The sequence below is a fragment of the Kitasatospora indigofera genome, from assembly GCF_014655955.1.
Lineage (GTDB): Bacteria > Actinomycetota > Actinomycetes > Streptomycetales > Streptomycetaceae > Kitasatospora > Kitasatospora indigofera.
Map to the genome: position 1 here is coordinate 108718 of NZ_BNBO01000011.1, position 19786 is coordinate 128503.

Below are 19786 nucleotides of genomic sequence, written 5' to 3' on the forward strand. Positions count from 1 at the left end.
ACTATGCTTCTTGGTCCTGTCAGCTATGGAGGTCGTCAGTGAGCACCGAGCGCGAGAGTGGGTCCACCGGACCGCAGGAGGGGCAGCCCTCCGGCGGTCACGGGGCGGTGGGTCCGGCGTCCGACGGCCCGGCGCAGCAGCCCGCGGCCGCCGCGGCGGGTGCCGGTACGCCGCCCGCCGGGGACTCCCCGCGGACGCTGGCCTTCGGCAAGCTGAGCGAGCCCGAGCCGGCCGCACCCGGGTCGCCAGTGGCACCCGCCGCACCTGTTGCCCCGGCCGCCCCGTCCTACCTGGACGCGCCGCCGCCGGTGCTGCCCCCGGCCGCCCCGGCCGCCCCCGCGGCCCCCGCGGCCCCGTCCTACCTGGACGCGCCGCCGCCGGCCAACCCGTACGCCACCCCCGCCCCGGCGGCCGACCCGTACGCGGCCCCGGCCCCCGCGGCCGACCCGTACGCGGCACCCGTCCCGGTCGCCGCCGGCCCGTACGCGGCCGCGCCCGCGCCCGGCCAGGGCCCCGCCGCCGACCCGTACGGCCCGCCGCCCGGCACCCCGGCCGAGCACGGCCACCACCCGTTCGGCGCCGGACAGCCGCTCGGCGGCTGGGGCGCCCAGGACGCCGGTGCCGGTGGCACCTACGGCGGCCCGGGCGGGCCCGGCCTGCCCGGCGGCCCCGGTTACCCGGGCCAGTACCCGGGCGCGGCGCCCGGCGGTCCGCGCAAGAAGCGCGGCGGCCTGGTCGCCCTGATCGCGGCGGTCGCCCTGGTGGCCGGCGTGGCGGGCGGCGCCGTCGGCGTCGCGGTCACCGACAACGGCGACACGGTCAGCTCCGCCAACGACCACCGCAGCACCACCGTCCCGGCCGGCAACACCCAGAAGAACGAGGCCGCCCCCGGCTCGGTCGCCGCCATCGCCCAGAAGGCGCTGCCCAGCACCGTCACCATCAAGGCGCAGAGCAGCACCGAGTCCGGCACCGGCACCGGCTTCGTCTTCGACACCGAGGGCCACATCCTCACCAACAACCACGTGGTCGCCCCGGCCGCGAACGGCGGCAAACTGACCGTCAAGTTCGCCGACGGCTCGTCCTACACCGCCTCGGTGCTCGGCCGCGCCGAGGGCTACGACGTGGCCGTGGTCAAGCTGGACAACCCGCCGAAGGACAAGCTCAGCCCGCTCCCGCTCGGCGACTCCGACAAGGTCAACGTCGGCGACGCGACCATCGCGATCGGCGCGCCGTACGGCCTGGAGTCCACCGTCACCACCGGCATCGTCAGCGCCAAGGACCGCCCGGTCGCCTCCGGCGACGAGACCGGCGCGCAGGCCTCGTACATGAACGCCCTGCAGACCGACGCCTCGATCAACCCCGGGAACTCCGGCGGCCCGCTGCTGGACGGCGCCGGCGCCGTGATCGGCATCAACTCGGCCATCCAGTCCAACTCCTCGGGCAGCGGCCGGGCCGGCAGCATCGGCCTCGGCTTCGCCATCCCGATCAACCAGGCCAAGTGGGTCGCCGACACCCTGATCAAGACCGGCCGCCCGGTGTACGCCAAGCTCGACGTGCTGCGCAACGACGACTACAAGGGCGACGGCGCGCAGATCCAGACCAACGCCGTCCAGGGCACCCCCGCCGTCACCCCCGGCGGCGCCGCCGACAAGGCCGGCCTCAAGCCCGGTGACGTCATCACCAAGCTCGGCGGCAGCCCGATCGAGAACGGCCCGGCCCTGGTCAGCAAGATCTGGACGCACAAGCCCGGCGAGACGGTCGACGTGGAGTACGTCCGCGACGGCAAGACCGGCACCACCAAGGTCACCCTCGGCGAGCGCACCGGCGACAACTGACCCCGGGCGGCGCCCCGGCGCCACCTCCCACCCACCCGGCAAACCAGGTGCACCGAACCCCGCCGGACCCGTTAGGCTGACCTCCGCCTGGAGAGCTGCCCGAGCGGCCTAAGGGAACAGTCTTGAAAACTGTCGTGGCGTGACCCGTCACCGTGGGTTCGAATCCCACGCTCTCCGCTGGTAGGAGAAACACCTGCTCAGGGCGGGTATCGGCAACTCACCGGTACCCGCCCTTCGCGTTGCCCGGCCTCGCCCGTCCAACCTGAGCGGTGCTCCTGGCCGGCATGGACCGGGTCCCTGTGGCGGGCGCCGCCCGCCGGGCCGGGCAGGTCCGCCCGATCTTGGCCGGCACTTCCTCCGCTCCCGGGGCCGCGACGGCCCGGGCCGGGTCGCTCCGGGCCCGCGGCCGCCGGTCCTGGGCCGGAGCCCCAGCTCGGCCGCGCTCCACCGGCAGGCCCGCGTCGCCGGGCGGGCGTCGCGCGGCGGGTGACCGGGGTCCGGCGGTCGGCACCAGCCCCGGCCGTAGGCCCGTCAGCCTCCCGCACCCGTCAGGGCCAGCAGGTGTCCCGCCGCCCCCGCCACGTCGTCCTCGATGTGGTCGGGGGTGGCCGGCTGGTCGGCGGTCCAGGGGCGGCCGGCGGAGATCCAGAGGGAGCGGATGCCGGCGGCGGTGGCGCCGGTGATGTCGGTGGCGGGGTTGTTGCCGACCATCCAGGTGGCGGAGGAGAGGGGGAGGCCGCAGCGTTCGGCGGCGATCCGGAAGACCTCCGGGTCGGGCTTGCGGGCGCCGGCCTCCTCGGAGATGCAGACGGCGTCCACGTGGTGGTGGATGCCGGCCGCGTGGATCTTGGCGCGCTGGACGTCGGTGACGCCGTTGCTGAGGACGCCGACCGTCCAGCCGGCCGCCCGGAGCCGGTCCAGGCCGGTCAGCGTCGCGGGTTCGTGGGTGACGTCGGCGGCGAGGGCGGCGACGTAGGCGGCCCAGAGCTCCTCGGTGCTCCCGGGCAGGCCGAGCGGCTCGCGCAGGGCGGCGAAGGTGTCGGGGGAGGTGCGGTCCTTCAGGGCGGCGGCCAGGCGGCGGGCGGCGTCCTGGCCGAGGCCGCGGGCCGCGCAGAAGCGGGCGACCGAGTCCGCCACCGGGACCCGGCGCTCGATCAGGGTGTGGTCGAGGTCGATCAGGACGAGCTTGGGCATGCCGCCGACCCTAGGGCGGCGGCGCCGTCCGCCGGTGGCCGACACGGCGTCACCACCCGTTCCGACGCAGGTCGGGGCAGGCTTCGCTCGGCCGTCGGTGGCGTGCGCGATTGTTCGGATCATCAGCCCCAGGAGACTCGCCGGGTGCCTCGATCGGGTGGTTTGAATACGATCTGAGGGCCGACGTTCCGGTTTTGCCGTTCGCTGGTGGATCGCGGGCGAACAGTCCGCGCACCACGTCCCGGCCGTCGTGCCGGGAACTTCGGCATGTCCAGGAGGCACCTCATGGCCTGGTACCCCGGCGCTGAGCGCATGGAGCTGCAACCCGAATCCGACGGCCAGCCGGCCATCGTCCCGACCCAGTTGATCCTGCACAGCATCGCTGCGCCGTGGACGCCGCAGCGGATCTTCGAGTACTGGCGGGACAGCACGAACCTGGAGAGCCACTTCGGCCTCGGGTACGACGGCGCGATCGCGCAGTACATCGGCACGCAGACCCGCGCCGACGCGAACATGTACGCCAACCGCCGCCCCGACGGCACCGGCGCGGTGTCCGTCGAGAGCGCGTCCAACCTCCAGCACACCGACCCCTGGACGGACGCCCAGGTCGAGACGCTGATCCGGCTCGGTGTCTGGATGCACCAGCAGCACGGCATCCCGCTCCGCGTCTGCCGCACCTGGGACGACCCGGGGTACGGGTACCACCGGCTGTTCCCGCAGTGGTCGGACGGCGGCACCGCCTGCCCCGGCGACGCCCGGGTGCGCCAGTTCCTGGAGGCGGTCCTCCCCGGGATCGTCGCCCGGGCCGGCGGCGGCCCGCTGCCCACCCCGCGCACCCCCACCCCGCCCCCGCCGGCCCCGGAGCCCGCCGTCGCCCGCTACCAGGTGACGATCGGCGGCCTGGTCTACGGCTACGGCGCGCACGGCCCGCACGTCCGCGAGGTGGGCGAGGCGCTGGTCGCCCACGGCTTCGGCACCCACTACCGGAGCGGCCCGGACGAGGACTGGCGGGACCCGGACACCCTCAACTACGCCGACTACCAGCGCTCGCTCGGCTACTCCGGCGCCGACGCGGACGGCGTCCCGGGCGAGTCCTCGCTGCGCGGCCTGCTCGGGCACCTCCCCGCCCCGCGGGTCGTCTCGCTGGCGCACGTCCGGGCCGCCGCCCGCACCGACCCGGGCGCGGAGCAGGGGCACCGGACGTACGGCGACGAGGTCCGGATCGTCGAGCAGGCGCTGGTCGACGAGGGGCTCCTCGACCCGGTCTGGGTGGACGGCTCGCTCGGCACCAGGACCATCGAGGCGTACGCCGGGTTCCAGCGGCGGCTGGGCTACCAGGGCGCCCAGGCGGACGGCATCCCCGGCCAGCGCAGCCTGACCGAACTCGGCGACCGGCACGGCTTCACCGTCACGGACTGACCGGCGGAGCGGTCACGGGCCGGGCGGGGGGAGGGGCGGTGGCACCCGGCCCGGGAGGGCGGCGGAGGCGTCGGGGAGGGCGGGCTTGACCATGACACCGTGTGAGGCTGTCCAGTAGGAGGCGTCATGTTCAACATCGGAGACTTCGCCAGACACGGCCGGGTGTCGGTCCGCATGCTGCGTCACTACGACGCGATCGGACTGCTCCGCCCCGCCCGGGTCGACCCGGTCAGCAGCTACCGCTCGTACGAGGCGGAGCAGCTCGCCCGGCTCAACCGCATCATCGCCCTCAAGGACCTCGGCTTCACGCTCCAGCAGGTGCAGGCCGTCCTGGACGAGCAGGTGGGTGCGGAGGAGCTGCGCGGGATGCTCCGGCTGCGGCGGGCGGAACTGGCGGCCGCGATGGCGGCGGACGCCAGGCGGCTGGCCCAGGTCGAGGCGAGGCTCCGGACGATCGAGAGTGAGGGACGGATGCCTGCCGACGACGTTGTGGTGAAGAGGATCCCGGCGGTGCGGGTGGCCGAGCTGACCGGGGTGGCGGCCTCCTACGGGCCGGAGGACATCGGCCCGGTGATCGGTCCGCTGTACGACGAGCTGTGCCGCCGGCTGGTCGCGGCCGGGGTCGGCCCGTTCGGTCCCGGGATCGCCTGGTACGAGGACGCGCCCGGCGACGGTGACGCCGTGCTGGTGCACGCCGGGATGACCGTCACGGTCGGCCCCGCCGACGGGTACGACTTCGCGGTGGTCGACCTGCCCGCGATCGAGACGGCCGCGACCGTCGTGCACCGCGGTCCGATGGACGGGATCATGCCGACCGTGCAGACCCTGGCCCGCTGGACCGACGCGAACGGCTACCGCTCGACCGGGTACGCGCGCGAGCTCTACCTGGAGTGCCCGGAGGACCGGGACAAGTGGGTGACCGAGATCCAGGAGCCGGTCACCAAGGCCTGACCGGGCCTGCCCGGCACCACCCCTACCCCTGCGGGCCTCCGGCCGGGGTAGGGGTGCCGGGTGCTTGCCGGTGCCCGGGCGGCGGGGCAGAGTGCGGGGAGAGGTGGGACTGCCCGCGCGGCGAGCGATCGGAGAGCACTGTGAGTGACCTGACGGACCGTTTGGCGGAGGGGCTTCCGGCGGGGGCGCTGGTGGTGGACCCGGACGTCACCGCCGCGTACCGCTACGACATGGCGGGCTTCTGCGAGGCCGGGGCGCCCGCCGTGGTGGTGTTCCCGGAGACGGTCGAGCAGGTGCAGCACATCATGCGCACCGCGACCGAACTGCGCGTCCCGGTGGTGCCGCAGGGCGCCAGGACGGGCCTGTCCGGCGGCGCCAACGCGGTGGACGACTGCATCGTGCTGTCGATGGTCAAGATGAACCGGATCCTGGAGCTGGACCCGGTGAACCGGATCGCGGTGGTCGAACCCGGCGTGGTCAACGCCGAACTCTCACGCGCTGCAGGCAAGTTGGGGCTCACCTATCCGCCGGACCCGTCCAGCTGGGAGTCCTGCACGATCGGCGGCAACATCGGTACCGGCGCGGGCGGGCTCTGCTGCGTCAAGTACGGGGTGACCAGTGAGTACGTGCTCGGCCTCGACGTGGTGCTGGCGGACGGGCGGCTGCTGTCCACCGGCCGCCGGACGGCCAAGGGCGTCGCGGGTTACGACCTGACCCGGCTGCTGGTCGGTTCGGAGGGCACGCTCGGCGTCGTGGTGCGGGCCGTGGTGGCGCTGCGTCCGGCCCCGGCACCGCAGTTGGCGCTGGCGGCGGAGTTCCCGAGCACCGACGCGGCCTGCGCCGCGGTGTGCGAGGTGATGGCGCGGGGCTTCACGCCCTCGCTGATGGAGCTGATGGACACGGTGACCGTGCGGGCGGTCAACGACCTCGCGCAGATGGGGCTCCCGGAGTCGACCCAGGCCCTGCTGCTGGTGGCCTTCGACGGTCCGCACCCGGCGGCCGAGCTGGCCGCGGTGGGCGAGCTGTGCCTGGCGGCCGGGGCGACCGAGGTGGTGCCGGCCGAGGACCAGGCCGAGTCGGAGATGCTGCTGCAGGCGCGGCGGCTCTCGCTCACGGCGCTGGACCGGCTCGGCACCACGATGATCGACGACGTCGCGGTGCCGCGCTCGCGGATGGCCGAGATGCTCAGCGGGGTGGCGGCGATCGCCGAGCGCTGCGACCTGACCATCGGCGTGGTCTGTCACGCCGGTGACGGCAACACCCACCCGATCGTCATCTTCGACGCGGACGACCCGGAGCAGGCGGCCCGGGCGAAGCAGTCCTTCGACGAGATCATGGGCCTGGGGCTGGAGTTGGGCGGGACGATCACGGGCGAGCACGGGGTCGGGCTGCTGAAGCGGGACTGGCTGGAGCGGGAGCTGGGGCCGGTCGCCGTGGAGCTGCAGCGGCAGTTGAAGTCCGTGTTCGACCCGCTGGGGATCCTCAACCCGGGCAAGGCGGTCTGATCCTTCGGACGGTCCTGCCCTTCGGACGGTCCGGTCCTTCGGGCGGTCCGGTCCTTCGGGCGGGCCGGCCGGTGGATCGGCCGGGGCCGGCGCTCGGGTCCGCATTCTGCGGGCCAATATCGGGGTGGCTGACGAAATGATTTTCGCGCCGCCGAAGAATGGCTTGATATGTCGACTTGGATGGCCGACCGCACCGAAAAGGGGCGCGTCGGCCGTCGGCCCGCGCCGGGGTGGTGCGGGCCGTTTCCATGTCGCGCCGTTCGCGCCGGTCCTAGGTCCGTCCGGGGAGGCCGCGCGGGGCAGCCGTTCGGGGGAAATGCCAGGTGGTGATCCGTGTGTCGGTTGTCGAACCGGGTGTCCGCCCGATATTCGCCGTCGGCTCGATGTCACGCTAATGGGCGAAAAAGCCGGGTGGGGGTGGTGCTTTGTCGATTTGTTGCGGAAGTCTGTGTCTCGGCGTCGCAGCCCGCAGATGTTCGTCTGGCCGCGAACTTCTGCACAGATAGCATGACTTACAGCTTTTATGGAGGCATTCATGGCTCGCATCCGCACCACTCGTCGCCTTGGTCTGCTCGCCGCGCTCCCGATCGCCGCGGCACTGTTGCTGGCCGGAGCGGGGGCCGCGGTCGCCGACAACGGGGCGTTGGCCGGGGACGGTTCGAACAGCAGCGTGGTGTCGAACATCGGCAGCGGCAACATCTTCGGCTCGGTGGACGGCAACTACAACGCGACGCAGCAAACGGCGACCGGGTCCGGTGCCTCGAACCAGAACAACACCGTCGGGGTGAAGGACAACGCCGGTCTCGTCTTCGCCGACCAGTCCAACAAGAACCTCAACGTCTACTTCAACCCGGTCTTCGTGCCGGCCTTCGGCTAGCCCTGAGCCCGGAAGGGCCCATCGGGTCCATCCCCGGGTCCACCGGGTTCACGGGTCGTCGCAGCGCCGGCAGCGGCGGCGACGGCCGGGCGAACGACACCCCGCGGCGCCGCAGCGGCAGCGCGGGGGAGTACGGCGACGGGCACCGCGCCCGCACGACACGCACACCGACGGCGGGGGCGCCGGAGGCGGGCATCGTCGGACGGGCCGCGGCCGCGGGTGAGCTGAGCACCCCGGAGCGGGCTCGAAGACCGTACGGGACGGCGCGGCGCGACCGCGCCCGTCCGGCCTCACCGGGACAGCGGAAAGGGTCACCGCGAACCGGCCTCGTGGGCGGCGCCGATCACCGGCGCCGCCCACCGGCGCGTCCGGGCGCCGCACCCGGGGGTGTCCGCCGCTCGGCGCGGAGCACCGCGGAACAGCGCGGAACACCGCGGAGCGGTGCGTTCCGGGACGGGGCAACCGGCCCCGCGGCCGATCGGGCCGCCGCCCGGTGCCCGGTGCCCGGCCGCCGGTCGCTCCGCCGCCGGCGGAGGTACGCCGGGTACGGTGGCGCTCGCACGGCGCCGCCACGCCGACCTGACCCGCCCAGCACGGAGGAGAGACCCATGGTGAGTGACTCGGTGGACGCCCCCCGGCCGGCCGGTCCCGGCCGGAGCGTGGTTGCCGGGCTGCTGTTCGGCCGGCCGCCGATGGCCCGCGCACTGCCCTTCTTCGACCCGGAGCGAGCTCCCGACGCACCCGGGCCGCTGTTCGCCGACTGGCTCGCCGGAGCCTTCGCGGCCGGGGTCCTCGACCCGCAGGTGGTCACCCTGTCCACCATCGGGACGGACGGGGCGCCGGACGCCCGGGCGCTGGTGCTGCGCGACGTCGACGCCGACGGCGGGGCGTGGGTCTTCGCGATCGACGCGGACAGCCCCAAGGGCCGCCAGCTCGCCGGGCACCCGGTGGCCGCGATGACGCTGTACTGGCCCGCGCAGGGCCGGCAGGTCCGGGTACGGGGCACGGTCGAGGAGGCCCCGCCGGCGGTCTCGGCGGCCGAGTTCGCCACCAGGTCCCCCGGGGCGCGGGCGGCGACGCTGGTCGGACACCAGAGCGAGCCGCTGCCGTCGCCGGCCGCGTACGACCTCGCCGCCGAGGAGGTGGCCCGCCGGCTGGAGCTGGACCCGGCCGTGGTGGCACCGACCCACACCGTCTACACCCTGCGGGCCCGGGAGGTGGAGTTCTGGCAGGGCGACCAGAGCCGCCGTCACGTCCGTCTGCACTACCGCAGGACGGACGCCGCGGCCGGTGGTGCCGTAGCCGGTGATGCCGCGGCCGGCGAGGCCCCGGCCGGTGACCACGCGCCCGCCGGCTGGCAGCGGACCTTGCTCTGGCCCTGACGCCGGGACGGCGGATGCCCCGGCAGCCCTCCTCGGGCCGCCGGGGCATCCGCCGTCGGTCGCCGCGCCCGCGCGCCGGAGCGGGCGGGCGACGGCGGCGCTACCGGCGTCCGGTCAGGGTGGCGCCCACGCTGGCGGCGACCACGCACCCGATCCCGGCCAGCTGCGGCCGGCCGAGCAGCTGGTGCAGCACCAGCAGGCCGACCAGCGCGCTCACCGCCGGCTCCAGGCTCACGATCACGCTGAAGACCCGCTGCGGCATCCGCCGCAGGGCGGTCATCTCCAGCGCGTACGGGATCACCGGCAGCAGCAGGGACACCCCGGCCACGGCGAGCAGCAGCAGGACGGGCGAGGCGCCCGGCGAGCTCAGCCCGTGCCAGGCCTGGCCGAGGCCGAAGGGCGCCAGTGTGATCGCGCCGACCGTCATCGACACGGCCAGGCCCTGGAACCCCTGGAAGGCCGCGCCGACCTTGTCGGTGAACAGGATGTACACCGCGTAGCAGGCGGCCGCGCCGAAGGCGTAGGCGAGGCCGACCGGGTCCAGCGCGGAGCCGCCGTGCCCGCCGCCGGTGAACAGGGTCAGCAGGGCGACCCCGCCGCCGGCCAGCAGGGCCCAGAGCAGGTGGGCGGCCTGCCGGGCGAAGACCAGGGCGACCGCGAGCGGGCCCAGGAACTCGATGGTCGCGGCCGTGCCCATCGGCAGCCGGTCGACCGCCCCGGCGAAGAGCAGGGTCATCCCGGCGGAGGCGACGCCGAGCAGCGCCACCGCGCCGAGGTCGCGCGGGCTGCGGCCGCGCAGCCGGGGACGGGCGACCGCGAGCAGCACGATCGCGGCGAAGCCGAGCCGCAGGAAGGTCGTGCCGCCGACGCCGAGCAGTCCGAACAGCGGCTTGGACAGGGCGGTGCCGCCCTGGACGGTGAACATGGCCAGAACACAGAGAAGCGGCGCCGGGATTCTCGCCGGGCGCCGCAGCAGCTTCGAGGTCCGTCGGCCGGACGGTGTCCGGCCGACGGGTGTGCCCGGTGGTGCGGCGGCCGGCCCGTCGGTCGTGCTGCTGCCGCCGCCTCGTCGCCAGCCACCGCGTTCGCCGGCGGGCTCGCCCTTGGGGGCGGGCGGCATGGCGAGGGCCTCGGCGGTGGCGACGGTGGCGCCGGGCCGGGCCGGGAAGGCGGGGGCGGTCGGTTGGGGAGCGGGCATGCCAGTGAGTGTGCCGTAAGGAGTGCTGGCCCGGCAAGCTCGTTACCAGAATATGGACGTACCTGGACGGGTCGGCCAAATGGGTGGCCCGGGGGTGCCGCGGCGGCCCTGTCGCTCAGATCATCCGACGAACCGTCAGTACCTATGGACTGTGCGCTACCTCCGCCCCACGTCCCTCGCGGCCGCCTCCCTCGTGCTGCTCCTCGCCACCGACGGCGGTGCCGGCTCCGGTGCCGAGGCGCTCGCCGCCACGGCCGCCGCGGGTGCGCCGGCACCACCGCCCCGGATCCGCGCCACCGTCCTGGACGACCCGGCCGGACCGTTGCAGGGCGTGCGCCGGGAGGTCTTCGAGGGCCCCGGCTTCGACGCCTGCACCGCGCCCTCGCTGGAGACCCTGAAGGCCTGGCGCGCCGACTCGCCCTACGGCGCGGTCGGCATCTACACCAGCGGTGCCCAGCGCGCCTGCGGCCAGCCCCGGCTCACCGCCGACTGGATCCGGCAGGCCCGCGCGATGGGGTGGCGCTTCCTCCCGGTCCACGTCGGCCTCCAGGCGCCGTGCCGGACCCAGGCCGGCAAGCCCCGCCGGATCGACCCCGCCGACGCCGTCCGACAGGGGCGGGACGAGGCGGCCGCCGCCGTGCGCGGGCTGAAGGCGGTCGGGCTGGGCAAGGGCAGCCCGGTCTACCTGGACATCGAGTCCTACCCGCTGCAGGACCCGGCCTGCGGCCAGGCGGTGGTCGACTTCGCCCTCGGCTGGACCCAGGCCCTGCACGCCGCCGGATACCGCTCCGGGTTCTACTCCAGCCTCGACTCCGGCATCGCCGACCTGGCCGCCGCCGCCCGGGCCGGCGCCGCCCCGCTCCCGGACGCGCTCTGGTACGCCCGCTGGGACGACCGCCCGACCACGGACCACGCGAGCCTGCGCGGCCTCTGGACCAAGCACCAGCGGATCCACCAGTACCGCGGCGACGTCGAGGAGACCCACGGCGGCGTCACCCTCACCGTCGACCGCAACCAGCTGGACGCCCTGGTCGCGGCCTGACGCCTCGCACCGGGTGGTCCCGGCCGGGGGCCGAACCCATCCGTCGGAGACGGGTCAACCGGCCGGCACCGTGCTCGCCGGCGGGCCCGTCATCGCGGTGGCCGTACGGACCAGGCCGGCCAGGGCGAGGGAACGGCTGTGCGCGGGCCAGGCGATGTGGGTCACGACGGGAGGCGCGTCGGTCAGCGGGACGGCCGCGTGCTCGGCCCACAGCCAGGAGCGGGCGGAGTCGGGGGCGACCGCCACGGTGCGTCCGAGGGCGATCAGCTGGGCCAGCTGCGTCTGGTTGTGGATCTCGGGGCCGGGGCCGGGTGCGTAGACGCCGCGGGTGGGCCAGCGGGCGAGCGGCAGACCGGGGACGTCCCTGACCTCGGCCAGGGACAAGGTCTCGCGGGCGGCGAGCGGGTGCCCGGCGGGCAGGACGGCGACCTGGCCCTCGGCCGTCAGTGCCTCGCTGTCGAAGCCGGCGAGGGAGTTCCACGGCGTGTGCATGAGCGCGACGTCGGCGCGTCCGTCGCGCAGCAGCTCCTCCTGCTCGCAGATGCCGCACGGCAGCACCTCGATCTCGGCACTGTCGGGCTCGGCCGCGTAGGCGTCGAGGAGCCTCCGCAGCAGTTCGTGGGACGCGGCGGCCTTCACCGCCAGGACCAGCCGGCCGCGGGGGCCGCCGGGACCGCCGGCGTCCCCGGTGCGCCGGGTGCGGCGAACGGCGGCGGCGGCCGCGTCGAGCGCCGCCCGGCCCTCCTGCAGCAGCACCTCCCCGGCGCCGGTCAGGCGGACACCGCGGCGGTTGCGCTCCAGCAGACAGACCGCCAGGCGCCGCTCCAGCTGCTGGATGGCCCGCGACAGCGGCGGCTGGGCCATGCCGAGACGCTCGGCGGCGCGCCCGAAGTGCAACTCCTCGGCCACGGCCACGAAGTACCTCAACTCGCGGGTCTCCAGGGTGTCCACGGCCGCAGCATACGCGGTGATACCCGCCGGGTATGACAGGGCACCGTATCGGTGTTGGCCGCGCCACTCGCCCGCGGGCCAACATCATCGGCATGAGCGAAACGAAGATCGCGCTGGTGACCGGCGCGAACAAGGGGATCGGCTACGAGATCGCGGCCGGACTGGGCGGCCTCGGCTACCGGGTCGGCGTGGGAGCCCGCGACGCGGCCCGACGCGAGAGCGCCGTCGGCAAACTGCGCGCCGCCGGCGTGGACGCGTTCGGGGTGCCGCTGGACGTCACCGACGACCGCAGCGTCACCGCCGCCGCGGAACTGGTCGAAGGACTGGCCGGGCGCCTGGACGCCCTGGTCAACAACGCCGGCATCCCGGGCGAGATGGGACCGGGATGGCTGCAGGACCCGACCGTGCTCGACCTGGACGTGGTCCGCACCGTCGTGGACACCAACGTCCTGGGCGTCGTCCGGGTGACCAACGCGATGCTGCCGCTGCTGCGGCGCTCCGTCTCCCCACGCATCGTCAACGTCTCCAGCAGCGTCGGCTCGCTGACCCGACAGGCGGACCCGGACACCGAGATCGGCCCCGTCATGGCGGCCTACGCACCGACGAAGTCCTTCCTCAACGCCCTCACCCTGCAGTACGCCCGCCAGTTCGCCGGGACCGGCATCCTCATCAACGCCGCCTGCCCGGGCCTGGTCGCGACCGACTTCACCGGCTTCCACGGACCCCGCACCCCCGCCCAGGGCGCGGCCACCCCGATCCGGCTCGCCACCCTCCCCGACGGCGGCCCGACCGGGTCCTTCTTCGAGGACGACGGCGTCGTCCCCTGGTGATCACCGGCCCGCCGCGGGGCTCCGGGCGGGCGCCGGGAGCCGTGCGGACGGGCCGGCGGACGCGGGGCCGGAGCACCCGGCGCGTTCCCCGGTCGCGACGGATGACGGGTGGTGCGCCGGTCGAACGTGGCCCAGCCGTGACCGGCGCAACGGCCGCACCTGCTGACATCGGCCCTCGTGAACGGCAGAATCGGCCACGGACGCCCTTCGTTACCGTCGGGTAGCCGAAGCCAGGAGCCGCCAGGTCAAGGAGGACCCGCGTGTTCAGCACCATGCAGGACGTACCGCTCACCGTCGCCCGGATCCTCGTGCACGGATCCACCGTCCACGGTCGCTCCACCGTCACCACCTGGGACGGCACCGGCCCGGTGGTCCGGACGTACGCCGAGGTGGGGGCCCGTGCGGCCCGGCTCGCGCACGCGCTGCGGGACGAGCTCGGCGTCGCGGGTGACGACCGGGTGGCGACCCTGATGTGGAACAACGCGGAGCACCTGGAGGCCTACCTGGCCGTTCCCTCCATGGGTGCCGTGCTGCACACCCTGAACCTGCGCCTGCCCGCGCACCAGCTGTCCTTCATCGTCAACCACGCAGCCGACCGCGTGATCGTGGCGGACGGCAGCCTGCTGCCGCTGCTGGCGGCCGTGCTGCCGCAGCTGAACCCGACCCTCCAGCACATCGTGGTCAACGGGGAGGGCGACCGGTCCGTCCTGGCCGGCTTCGCCGGGACCGTCCACGACTACGAGGAGCTGATCGAGGGCCGCCCGGCCGAGTACCCGTGGCAGACCGACATCGACGAGCGCCAGGCGGCGGCGCTCTGCTACACCTCCGGCACCACCGGGGACCCGAAGGGCGTGCTGTACAGCCACCGCTCCGTCTACCTGCACTGCCTCCAGGTGATCGCGGCGGACAGCTTCGGGCTGACCGCCCGCGACACCGCGCTGCCGGTCGTCCCGATGTTCCACGTCAACGCCTGGGGCATCCCGCACACCGCCTTCATGTCCGGGGCCAACCTGCTGATGCCGGACCGCTTCCTGCAGCCGAAGCCGCTGGCCGCGATGATTGACCGGATCAAGCCGACCGTCAGCGCGGCCGTCCCCACCATCTGGAGCGGCCTGCTCGACGAGCTGGACGCCGGCGACTACGACACCTCCGCCCTGCGGATGGTCGTGATCGGCGGATCGGCCTGCCCGCCCGCCCTGATGAAGGCCTTCCAGGACCGCCACGGCATCAGCGTGGTGCACGCCTGGGGCATGACCGAGACCTCGCCGCTCGGCACCTTCGCCCTCCCGCCGGGCGGGCTGACCACCGAGCAGGAGTGGCCCTACCGGCTCACCCAGGGCCTGTTCCCCGCCTCCGTCGAGGCCCGGCTGGCCGGCCCGTCCGGTGAGTTCATGCCGCACGACGGCGCGGCGGCCGGCGAGCTGGAGGTCCGCGGTCCGTGGATCGCCGGCGCCTACTACGGCGGGGCGGGCAACGACCCGGAGCGTCCGGACGACAAGTTCAGCGAGGACGGCTGGCTGCGCACCGGCGACGTCGGCACCATCACCGCGGACGGGTACCTGACGCTGACCGACCGCGCCAAGGACGTCATCAAGTCCGGCGGCGAGTGGATCTCCTCGGTGGAGCTGGAGAACGCCCTGATGGCCCACCCGGAGGTGGCCGAGGCGGCGGTGGTCGCGGTGCCCGACGAGAAGTGGGGTGAACGCCCGCTGGCCACCGTCGTGCTGCGCCCCGGCGCGGTGGCGGGCCTGCCCGAGCTGCGGGCCTTCCTGGCGGAGCGGGTGGCCTCCTGGCAGCTGCCCGAGCGCTGGTCGATCGTGCCGGCGGTGCCCAAGACCTCGGTCGGCAAGTTCGACAAGAAGGTGATCCGGGCCTCGTACGCGGCCGACGAGCTGGAGGTCACCGTCCTCGGCAAGTAGCCGCCGGACCCGTCCGGGCGCAACGCCGTCGGGCCGCCCCTCCGTCCGGAGGGGCGGCCCGACGGCGTTCGACGGCTACCGGCTCAGCGGTCGGCCATCCGCATCACCCCGGCGCCGGCCGCCGCCCCCGGCTCGCCGAGGGAGCCGATCCGGCCCAGCAGGTCCACGATCCGCGACTGGACGTCCGCGTCGGTCGAGCGCTCGGCCAGGAAGAGCACCGTCTCGCCGGTCCGCAGCCGCGGCAGCTCGCGCGGGTCGAGGTCCACCGAGGTGTAGACGACCAGCGGGGTGCGGTGCAGCCGGTCGTTGGCGCGCAGCCAGTCCAGCAGGCCGACCCGGCGGCGGCGGATCTGGAGCAGGTCCATCACCACCAGGTTGGGCTGCACGCTGCTGGCGCGGGCGACGGCGTCGTTCTCGTCCACCGCGTGCTCGACGTGCATGCCACGCCGTTCCAGGCTGCTGATCATCGCGGCCGCGATGTCCGGGTCGGACTCCACCAGCAGCACCCGGGGCGCGTGGTTCTCCCCGTCGCGCGGGGCCAGGGCGCGCAGCAGCACCGCCGGGTCGGCGCCGTAGGCGGCCTCCCGGGTGGACTGCCCGAGCCCGGCCGTGACCAGCACCGGCACCCGGCTGTTCAGCGCCGCCGTCCGCAGCGACTGCAGGGCCGTGCGGGTGATCGGGCCGGTCAGCGGGTCGACGAAGAGCGCCGCGGGGAAGCCGGCGACCTGCGCGTCCACCTCCTCGCGGGAGCGGACGATGACCGGGTGGTAGCCGCGGTCCTGCAAGGCCTGCTTGGTGGACGGGTCGGGCTCCGGCCAGACCAGCAGCCGGCGCGGGTCCCCGGCGGCGGCCGGGTTGGCGGGCGCGGACGGGTCGGCGGCCAGGGCCGGGGCGGGCTCGCCGTGCGCGGCGGGCGCCAGCTCGGCCATCGGGCGCGGGGGAGTGCGGGCCTCCATCGGAGCCCCGCCGTCCGCCTGGCCGCCCGGCTGGGACACCGCCACGGCGGTGCCCGGGGCGGCCGGGAAGGAGCCGGGGAACCCGCCGCCGGCGCCCATCGGACGCGGCGGGGCCAGCTCGCCCAGCCCGCTGCCGACCGGCTGCGGCGGACGCGGTTCGCCCGCCTCGGCGGTGCCGGGCTGACCGGGCTGGCCGGTCATGGGCTGGGTGGTCGCGGGCAGGTTGTCGCCCGCCGGTCTGGCGATCTCCAGGGCCCCGGAGGCCGCGGGGGCCGTCTCGGGCACGGCGGGGAGGGGGCCGGGCTCCTCGCCCTGCTCCTCGGGCCTGGCCTCGGCCTCGCCGCCCGGCGGCACGGCGAGGCGCCGGCGCCGGCCGGTGGGCGGCACCGTGCCCGGCTCGGGCGCGGCCGGCGCCGGGCCGGCCGGCAGGGCGTGTTCCAGGCCGGGGTAGAGCGGGGTGCCGGGGTCGGGGACGCCGGGCAGCGAGAAACCGGGCTGGGCCTCCTCGCCGGCGGCGGGCAGCGCCCGGCGGCGCCGCGAGGCGCCCTGCCCCTGGGCCTGCCCCTGGTTCTGGGCCTGGCTCTGGTTCTGCCCCTGGCTCTGGGCCTGCGCCGGGTCGGCGGCGGGCTCGGGGGCCGGCCCGAGCGCGATCGGCCCGCGCTCCGGAGCCTGCGGCTCCGCCGGGCGCTCCGGCGCGGCGGGTGCCGCGGACGGGCCGGGCCCGAGCGCGATCGGCCCGCCGGAGGGCTTCGGGGCGCTCTGCCCGGCCGCCGCGGAGTCCCGGCCGCCGGCCGTCCGGTCGCCTTCGCCGGCCGGGACGGCATAGGCCGTCCCGCCGTCGTCGCCACCGCGCCACGGGTCGTGCTCGGGCTGCTCGGCGGCCCCGGCGGCCCTGCCGTAGCCGGGCTCGCCGCCGTTCCACTGCTCGGGGACGGACCGGCCCAGGCTGACGCCCGTCCCGGTGCCGCTGCCCTGACCGGTGCGCGCGGCGGGCGCCTCCTGCCAGTGCTCGGGCTCGGCGGTCCGGGCGGCCCGGCGGCCGCGGCCGGTCCGGCCCTCCTCCTCGGGCGCCGCGGGCAGCTGCTCCGCCGTGCGCCCGGCCGGCTCCTCGCCGGCCTCCGCACCACCGTCCTTCGCGGCGCCGCCCTCCGGACCGGCGGCCTCCGCCTGCTCGCCCGAGGGCAGCTGCGGGATCCCCGGGAGGTCGGGCAGCACCGCGGTGTCCGACTCCTTCGGGGTGTCCCGGCGTCCGCCGGCCGCCGCGCGCTCGGCGGCGGCCTTCGCCGCGGCCGGGTCCAGCGGCAGCTCCACCACGTACGTGGTGCCGGCCCGGTTCGGCAGCTCGTGGGACTGCAGCACGCCGCCGTGCCGCTCGACCACGCTGCGCGCTATCGGCAGGTGGACGGGGCTGGGGCCGAGGCCCGGACCACGGATCTCGACCCGGGCGACCTCGCCGCGCTGGGCGGCCGCCAGCACCACCATGGGCGCGTCCCCGCCGGACGGCGGCAGTTCGAGCGGGCCGGCGGGGGCCGGCGCGGGAACGCCGTCGACCACCGGCACGGCGTCCAGCGACAGCGCCACGCCGCTCACGTCCGCGACCAGGTGGGCCAGCGCCTGCGCCAGCCGGTCCTCGTCCGCGATCACCTCGACGGCGGCGGCGTGCACCGAGAAGCGCACCCGCCCGGCGCCGACCAGCTCGCCGGCGTGCTCCACGGCCCGCCGGACCACCTTGTCCAGGCCGACCGGCTCGCGCTCCGGGGCGCTCTGCCCGCTCTCGGCGCCGGCCTCGTAGCGCTGGTACGACAGCACGCCGTCGATCAGCTTGCCGAACCGCCGGCACTCGTCGGCGAGCCGCCGCAGGGTCCAGTTCGCCTCCGGCCACAGCTGGCCGGCCGGGTCGCCGGCGAGCGCGTCGATCCGCCGGTGAAGGGCCGTCAGCGCGCCGCCGAGCTCGCTCTCCAGCACGGCGGTCAGGTGCTCGTTGCGGGCGACCAGCGCCAGCTCGCGGCTGCGGTCGGTGAAGGTCATCACCGCACCGACCAGCTGGTCGCCGTCCCGGACGGGGGCGGTGGTCAGGTCGACGGTGACCGGCCGGCCGTCCTTGCGCCACAGCACGGCGCCGCGGACCCGGTGCTTGCGGCCGGAGGTGAGGGTGTCCAGGAGGGCGGACTCCTCCAGCGTCAGCGGGGTGCCGTCCGCCTTGGAGTGCTGGATCAGCGGGTGCAGCTCGCGCCCGCCCAGCTCGCTCGCCCGGTACTCCAGGATGTGCGCGGCGGCCGGGTTGACCAGCACGCAGCGGCCCTCCAGGTCGACGCCCAGCACGCCCTCGGCGGCGGCCCGCAGGATCATCTCGGTCTGCTTGTGCTGGCGCCGCAGCTCCGCCTCCACGCCGAGCCGGCTGGAGAGGTCGCGCACCAGCAGCAGCAGCAGGTCGCTGCCGGAGGACTGCCGCGGGGTGTCCCGGTACGGGTCGTACGGCACCAGCGGCGAGAGCGCGTACCCGCGGCCCTCGCTCGCACCGTCGTCCGCGAAGTCGTTGCCGGACACCTCCACGGGGAAGGCGGTGCCGTCCGTGCGCCGCGCGGTCATCCGCACGGGCCGGTCGAGCGCGTCGTCCTCGCGCGGGGCGGGCCGCATCGAGCCCGGGATCCGACTGGGGTCGAACTCGGGCAGCAGATCGAGCACGCCCATCCCGACCAGTGAGGTCCCGGGCGCCTGCAGGCTCTGCACGGCGGCGTTGTTGGCATCGACGACGGTGCCGTTGCTGTTCACCAGCAGCAGCGCGTCGGGCAGGGCGTCGAGTATGGCGGCGAGGCGAGCAGCGCCTCGGATCGGCCTGCTGCTCACGTCGACAGGTCTCCTCGGCTCAGGGCAGCTCCTCCGGAGACTGGAGTATCTCATTGTTCTTTGCGGTGGGGACGACCCGCCTAGTAACGTAAGCGGTGGTTGGTGCCGGGCCGGTAGGCTGTGGCATCATCACAGGCACACGGAACGGATCCGCCATGCGGGGACGGTCCTTGTGGAGGAGGCTTCGCCTAGTCCGGTCTATGGCGCCGCACTGCTAATGCGGTTTGGGTTTTAAAGCCCATCGAGGGTTCAAATCCCTCAGCCTCCGCCTCCGGAAGCCCCGTCGGCCCTCAGGCCGGCGGGGCTTCTGCGTGCCCGGGGCCGGCCGCCCTGCCGGCGGTCTGCCGACGTCCCGCCCCACCCCGTGGCCGAAGCCTGCCCGCCCGGCCGGCTGGCCGCCCCGCAGGCCGCGGGCCGCGGGCCCGTCCGGTGCTCTCCGGCCGGGCCGCCGGGCGCCCGGATCAAACGATTTCGCCCCACGTCGCAGGTCATGTAATGTTGTTCCCGCACCGCCCCGGCGGCAACAACGCCAGGGCGAGCGCTCATAGCTCAACGGATAGAGCACTTGACTACGGATCAAGAGGTTGCAGGTTCGAATCCTGCTGAGCGCACTGCAATCGCGAGGCCCCAGGCTCCGGCCCGGGGCCTCGCCGCTTGCCGCACGCGCCGCGCCGGGTGTGCGGGGAGGGCCCCTGGATCAGGTAGGCTTTCCCGAGTACCACAGGGTGCCGCAAGGTCCCCGAGGGCGCTCATAGCTCAACGGATAGAGCACTTGACTACGGATCAAGAGGTTGCAGGTTCGAATCCTGCTGAGCGCACCAGCTGAAACGGAAGCCCCGCCGACCACCAGGTCGGCGGGGCTTCCGTCGTTCGCGGGGCC

At 75.0% G+C, this 19786-nt stretch carries 13 protein-coding genes and 4 tRNA genes; 13 read left to right on the top strand and 4 right to left on the bottom strand.

Going from position 1 to position 19786, the window contains the following annotated elements; translation table 11 throughout:
- The first annotated feature begins 38 nt into the window (after positions 1-38).
- The gene (locus tag IE329_RS13020; protein ID WP_190210997.1) at positions 39-1835 is read left to right on the top strand and encodes a S1C family serine protease; all 1797 of its coding nucleotides are present in this window, start codon (positions 39-41) and stop codon (positions 1833-1835) included.
- 89 nt (positions 1836-1924) lie between these two features.
- Positions 1925-2012, top strand: a tRNA-Ser gene (locus IE329_RS13025).
- A gap of 354 nt (positions 2013-2366) precedes the next feature.
- On the opposite strand, the gene IE329_RS13030 is transcribed toward IE329_RS13025, so the two are convergent.
- Positions 2367-3029 carry an HAD family hydrolase gene (locus IE329_RS13030; protein WP_190210998.1) on the bottom strand — a complete coding sequence of 221 codons (663 nt, stop codon included), beginning with the start codon at positions 3027-3029 and terminating at the stop codon, positions 2367-2369.
- A gap of 285 nt (positions 3030-3314) precedes the next feature.
- Between IE329_RS13030 and IE329_RS40540 the strand changes: the two genes are divergently transcribed.
- The 5 genes from IE329_RS40540 (at position 3315) to IE329_RS13055 (ending at position 9163) form a co-directional block, all read left to right on the top strand.
- The gene (locus IE329_RS40540) at positions 3315-4448 is read left to right on the top strand and encodes a peptidoglycan-binding protein (protein WP_229927394.1); all 1134 of its coding nucleotides are present in this window, start codon (positions 3315-3317) and stop codon (positions 4446-4448) included.
- A gap of 126 nt (positions 4449-4574) precedes the next feature.
- A complete protein-coding gene (locus IE329_RS13040) occupies positions 4575-5399 on the top strand; it encodes a MerR family transcriptional regulator (RefSeq protein ID WP_190210999.1) in 825 nt (274 codons plus the stop codon).
- A 140-nt stretch (positions 5400-5539) separates the two neighbouring features.
- Entirely contained in the window at positions 5540-6904 is a 1365-nt protein-coding gene (locus tag IE329_RS13045; protein WP_190211000.1) for an FAD-binding oxidoreductase, read from the top strand.
- A gap of 535 nt (positions 6905-7439) precedes the next feature.
- Positions 7440-7781 carry a hypothetical protein gene (locus IE329_RS13050; RefSeq protein WP_190211001.1) on the top strand — a complete coding sequence of 114 codons (342 nt, stop codon included), beginning with the start codon at positions 7440-7442 and terminating at the stop codon, positions 7779-7781.
- A 608-nt stretch (positions 7782-8389) separates the two neighbouring features.
- Entirely contained in the window at positions 8390-9163 is a 774-nt protein-coding gene (locus tag IE329_RS13055; protein ID WP_190211002.1) for a pyridoxine/pyridoxamine 5'-phosphate oxidase, read from the top strand.
- A gap of 100 nt (positions 9164-9263) precedes the next feature.
- On the opposite strand, the gene IE329_RS13060 is transcribed toward IE329_RS13055, so the two are convergent.
- Complete coding sequence (locus tag IE329_RS13060; protein ID WP_229927395.1) at positions 9264-10361, bottom strand: EamA family transporter; 1098 nt, start codon at positions 10359-10361, stop codon at positions 9264-9266.
- A gap of 151 nt (positions 10362-10512) precedes the next feature.
- Between IE329_RS13060 and IE329_RS13065 the strand changes: the two genes are divergently transcribed.
- The gene (locus IE329_RS13065; protein ID WP_190211003.1) at positions 10513-11403 is read left to right on the top strand and encodes a DUF1906 domain-containing protein; all 891 of its coding nucleotides are present in this window, start codon (positions 10513-10515) and stop codon (positions 11401-11403) included.
- 54 nt (positions 11404-11457) lie between these two features.
- On the opposite strand, the gene IE329_RS13070 is transcribed toward IE329_RS13065, so the two are convergent.
- Positions 11458-12354, bottom strand: coding sequence for a LysR family transcriptional regulator (locus tag IE329_RS13070; RefSeq protein WP_190211004.1), 897 nt, complete (start codon positions 12352-12354; stop codon positions 11458-11460).
- Positions 12355-12446: 92 nt separating this feature from the next.
- Here IE329_RS13070 and IE329_RS13075 point away from each other — a divergent pair, with 92 nt between their 5' ends.
- Positions 12447-13184: an SDR family oxidoreductase gene (locus tag IE329_RS13075; RefSeq protein ID WP_190211005.1), complete on the top strand. Its 738-nt coding sequence runs from the start codon at positions 12447-12449 to the stop codon at positions 13182-13184.
- A 260-nt stretch (positions 13185-13444) separates the two neighbouring features.
- Positions 13445-15103, top strand: a complete 1659-nt coding sequence (locus IE329_RS13080; protein ID WP_190211006.1) for a long-chain fatty acid--CoA ligase — start codon at positions 13445-13447, stop codon at positions 15101-15103.
- 83 nt (positions 15104-15186) lie between these two features.
- Here the strand turns inward: IE329_RS13080 and IE329_RS13085 are convergent, their stop codons facing one another.
- A complete protein-coding gene (locus tag IE329_RS13085) occupies positions 15187-18906 on the bottom strand; it encodes a hybrid sensor histidine kinase/response regulator (RefSeq protein WP_190211007.1) in 3720 nt (1239 codons plus the stop codon).
- 177 nt (positions 18907-19083) lie between these two features.
- On the opposite strand from IE329_RS13085, the gene IE329_RS13090 reads away from it, so the two are divergent.
- The 3 genes from IE329_RS13090 to IE329_RS13100 all read left to right on the top strand — a co-directional run bounded on the left by IE329_RS13090 (position 19084) and on the right by IE329_RS13100 (position 19727).
- A tRNA-Ser gene (locus IE329_RS13090) sits at positions 19084-19174 on the top strand.
- Positions 19175-19444: 270 nt separating this feature from the next.
- Positions 19445-19517, top strand: a tRNA-Arg gene (locus tag IE329_RS13095).
- 134 nt (positions 19518-19651) lie between these two features.
- A tRNA-Arg gene (locus IE329_RS13100) sits at positions 19652-19727 on the top strand.
- Positions 19728-19786 lie beyond the last annotated feature (59 nt).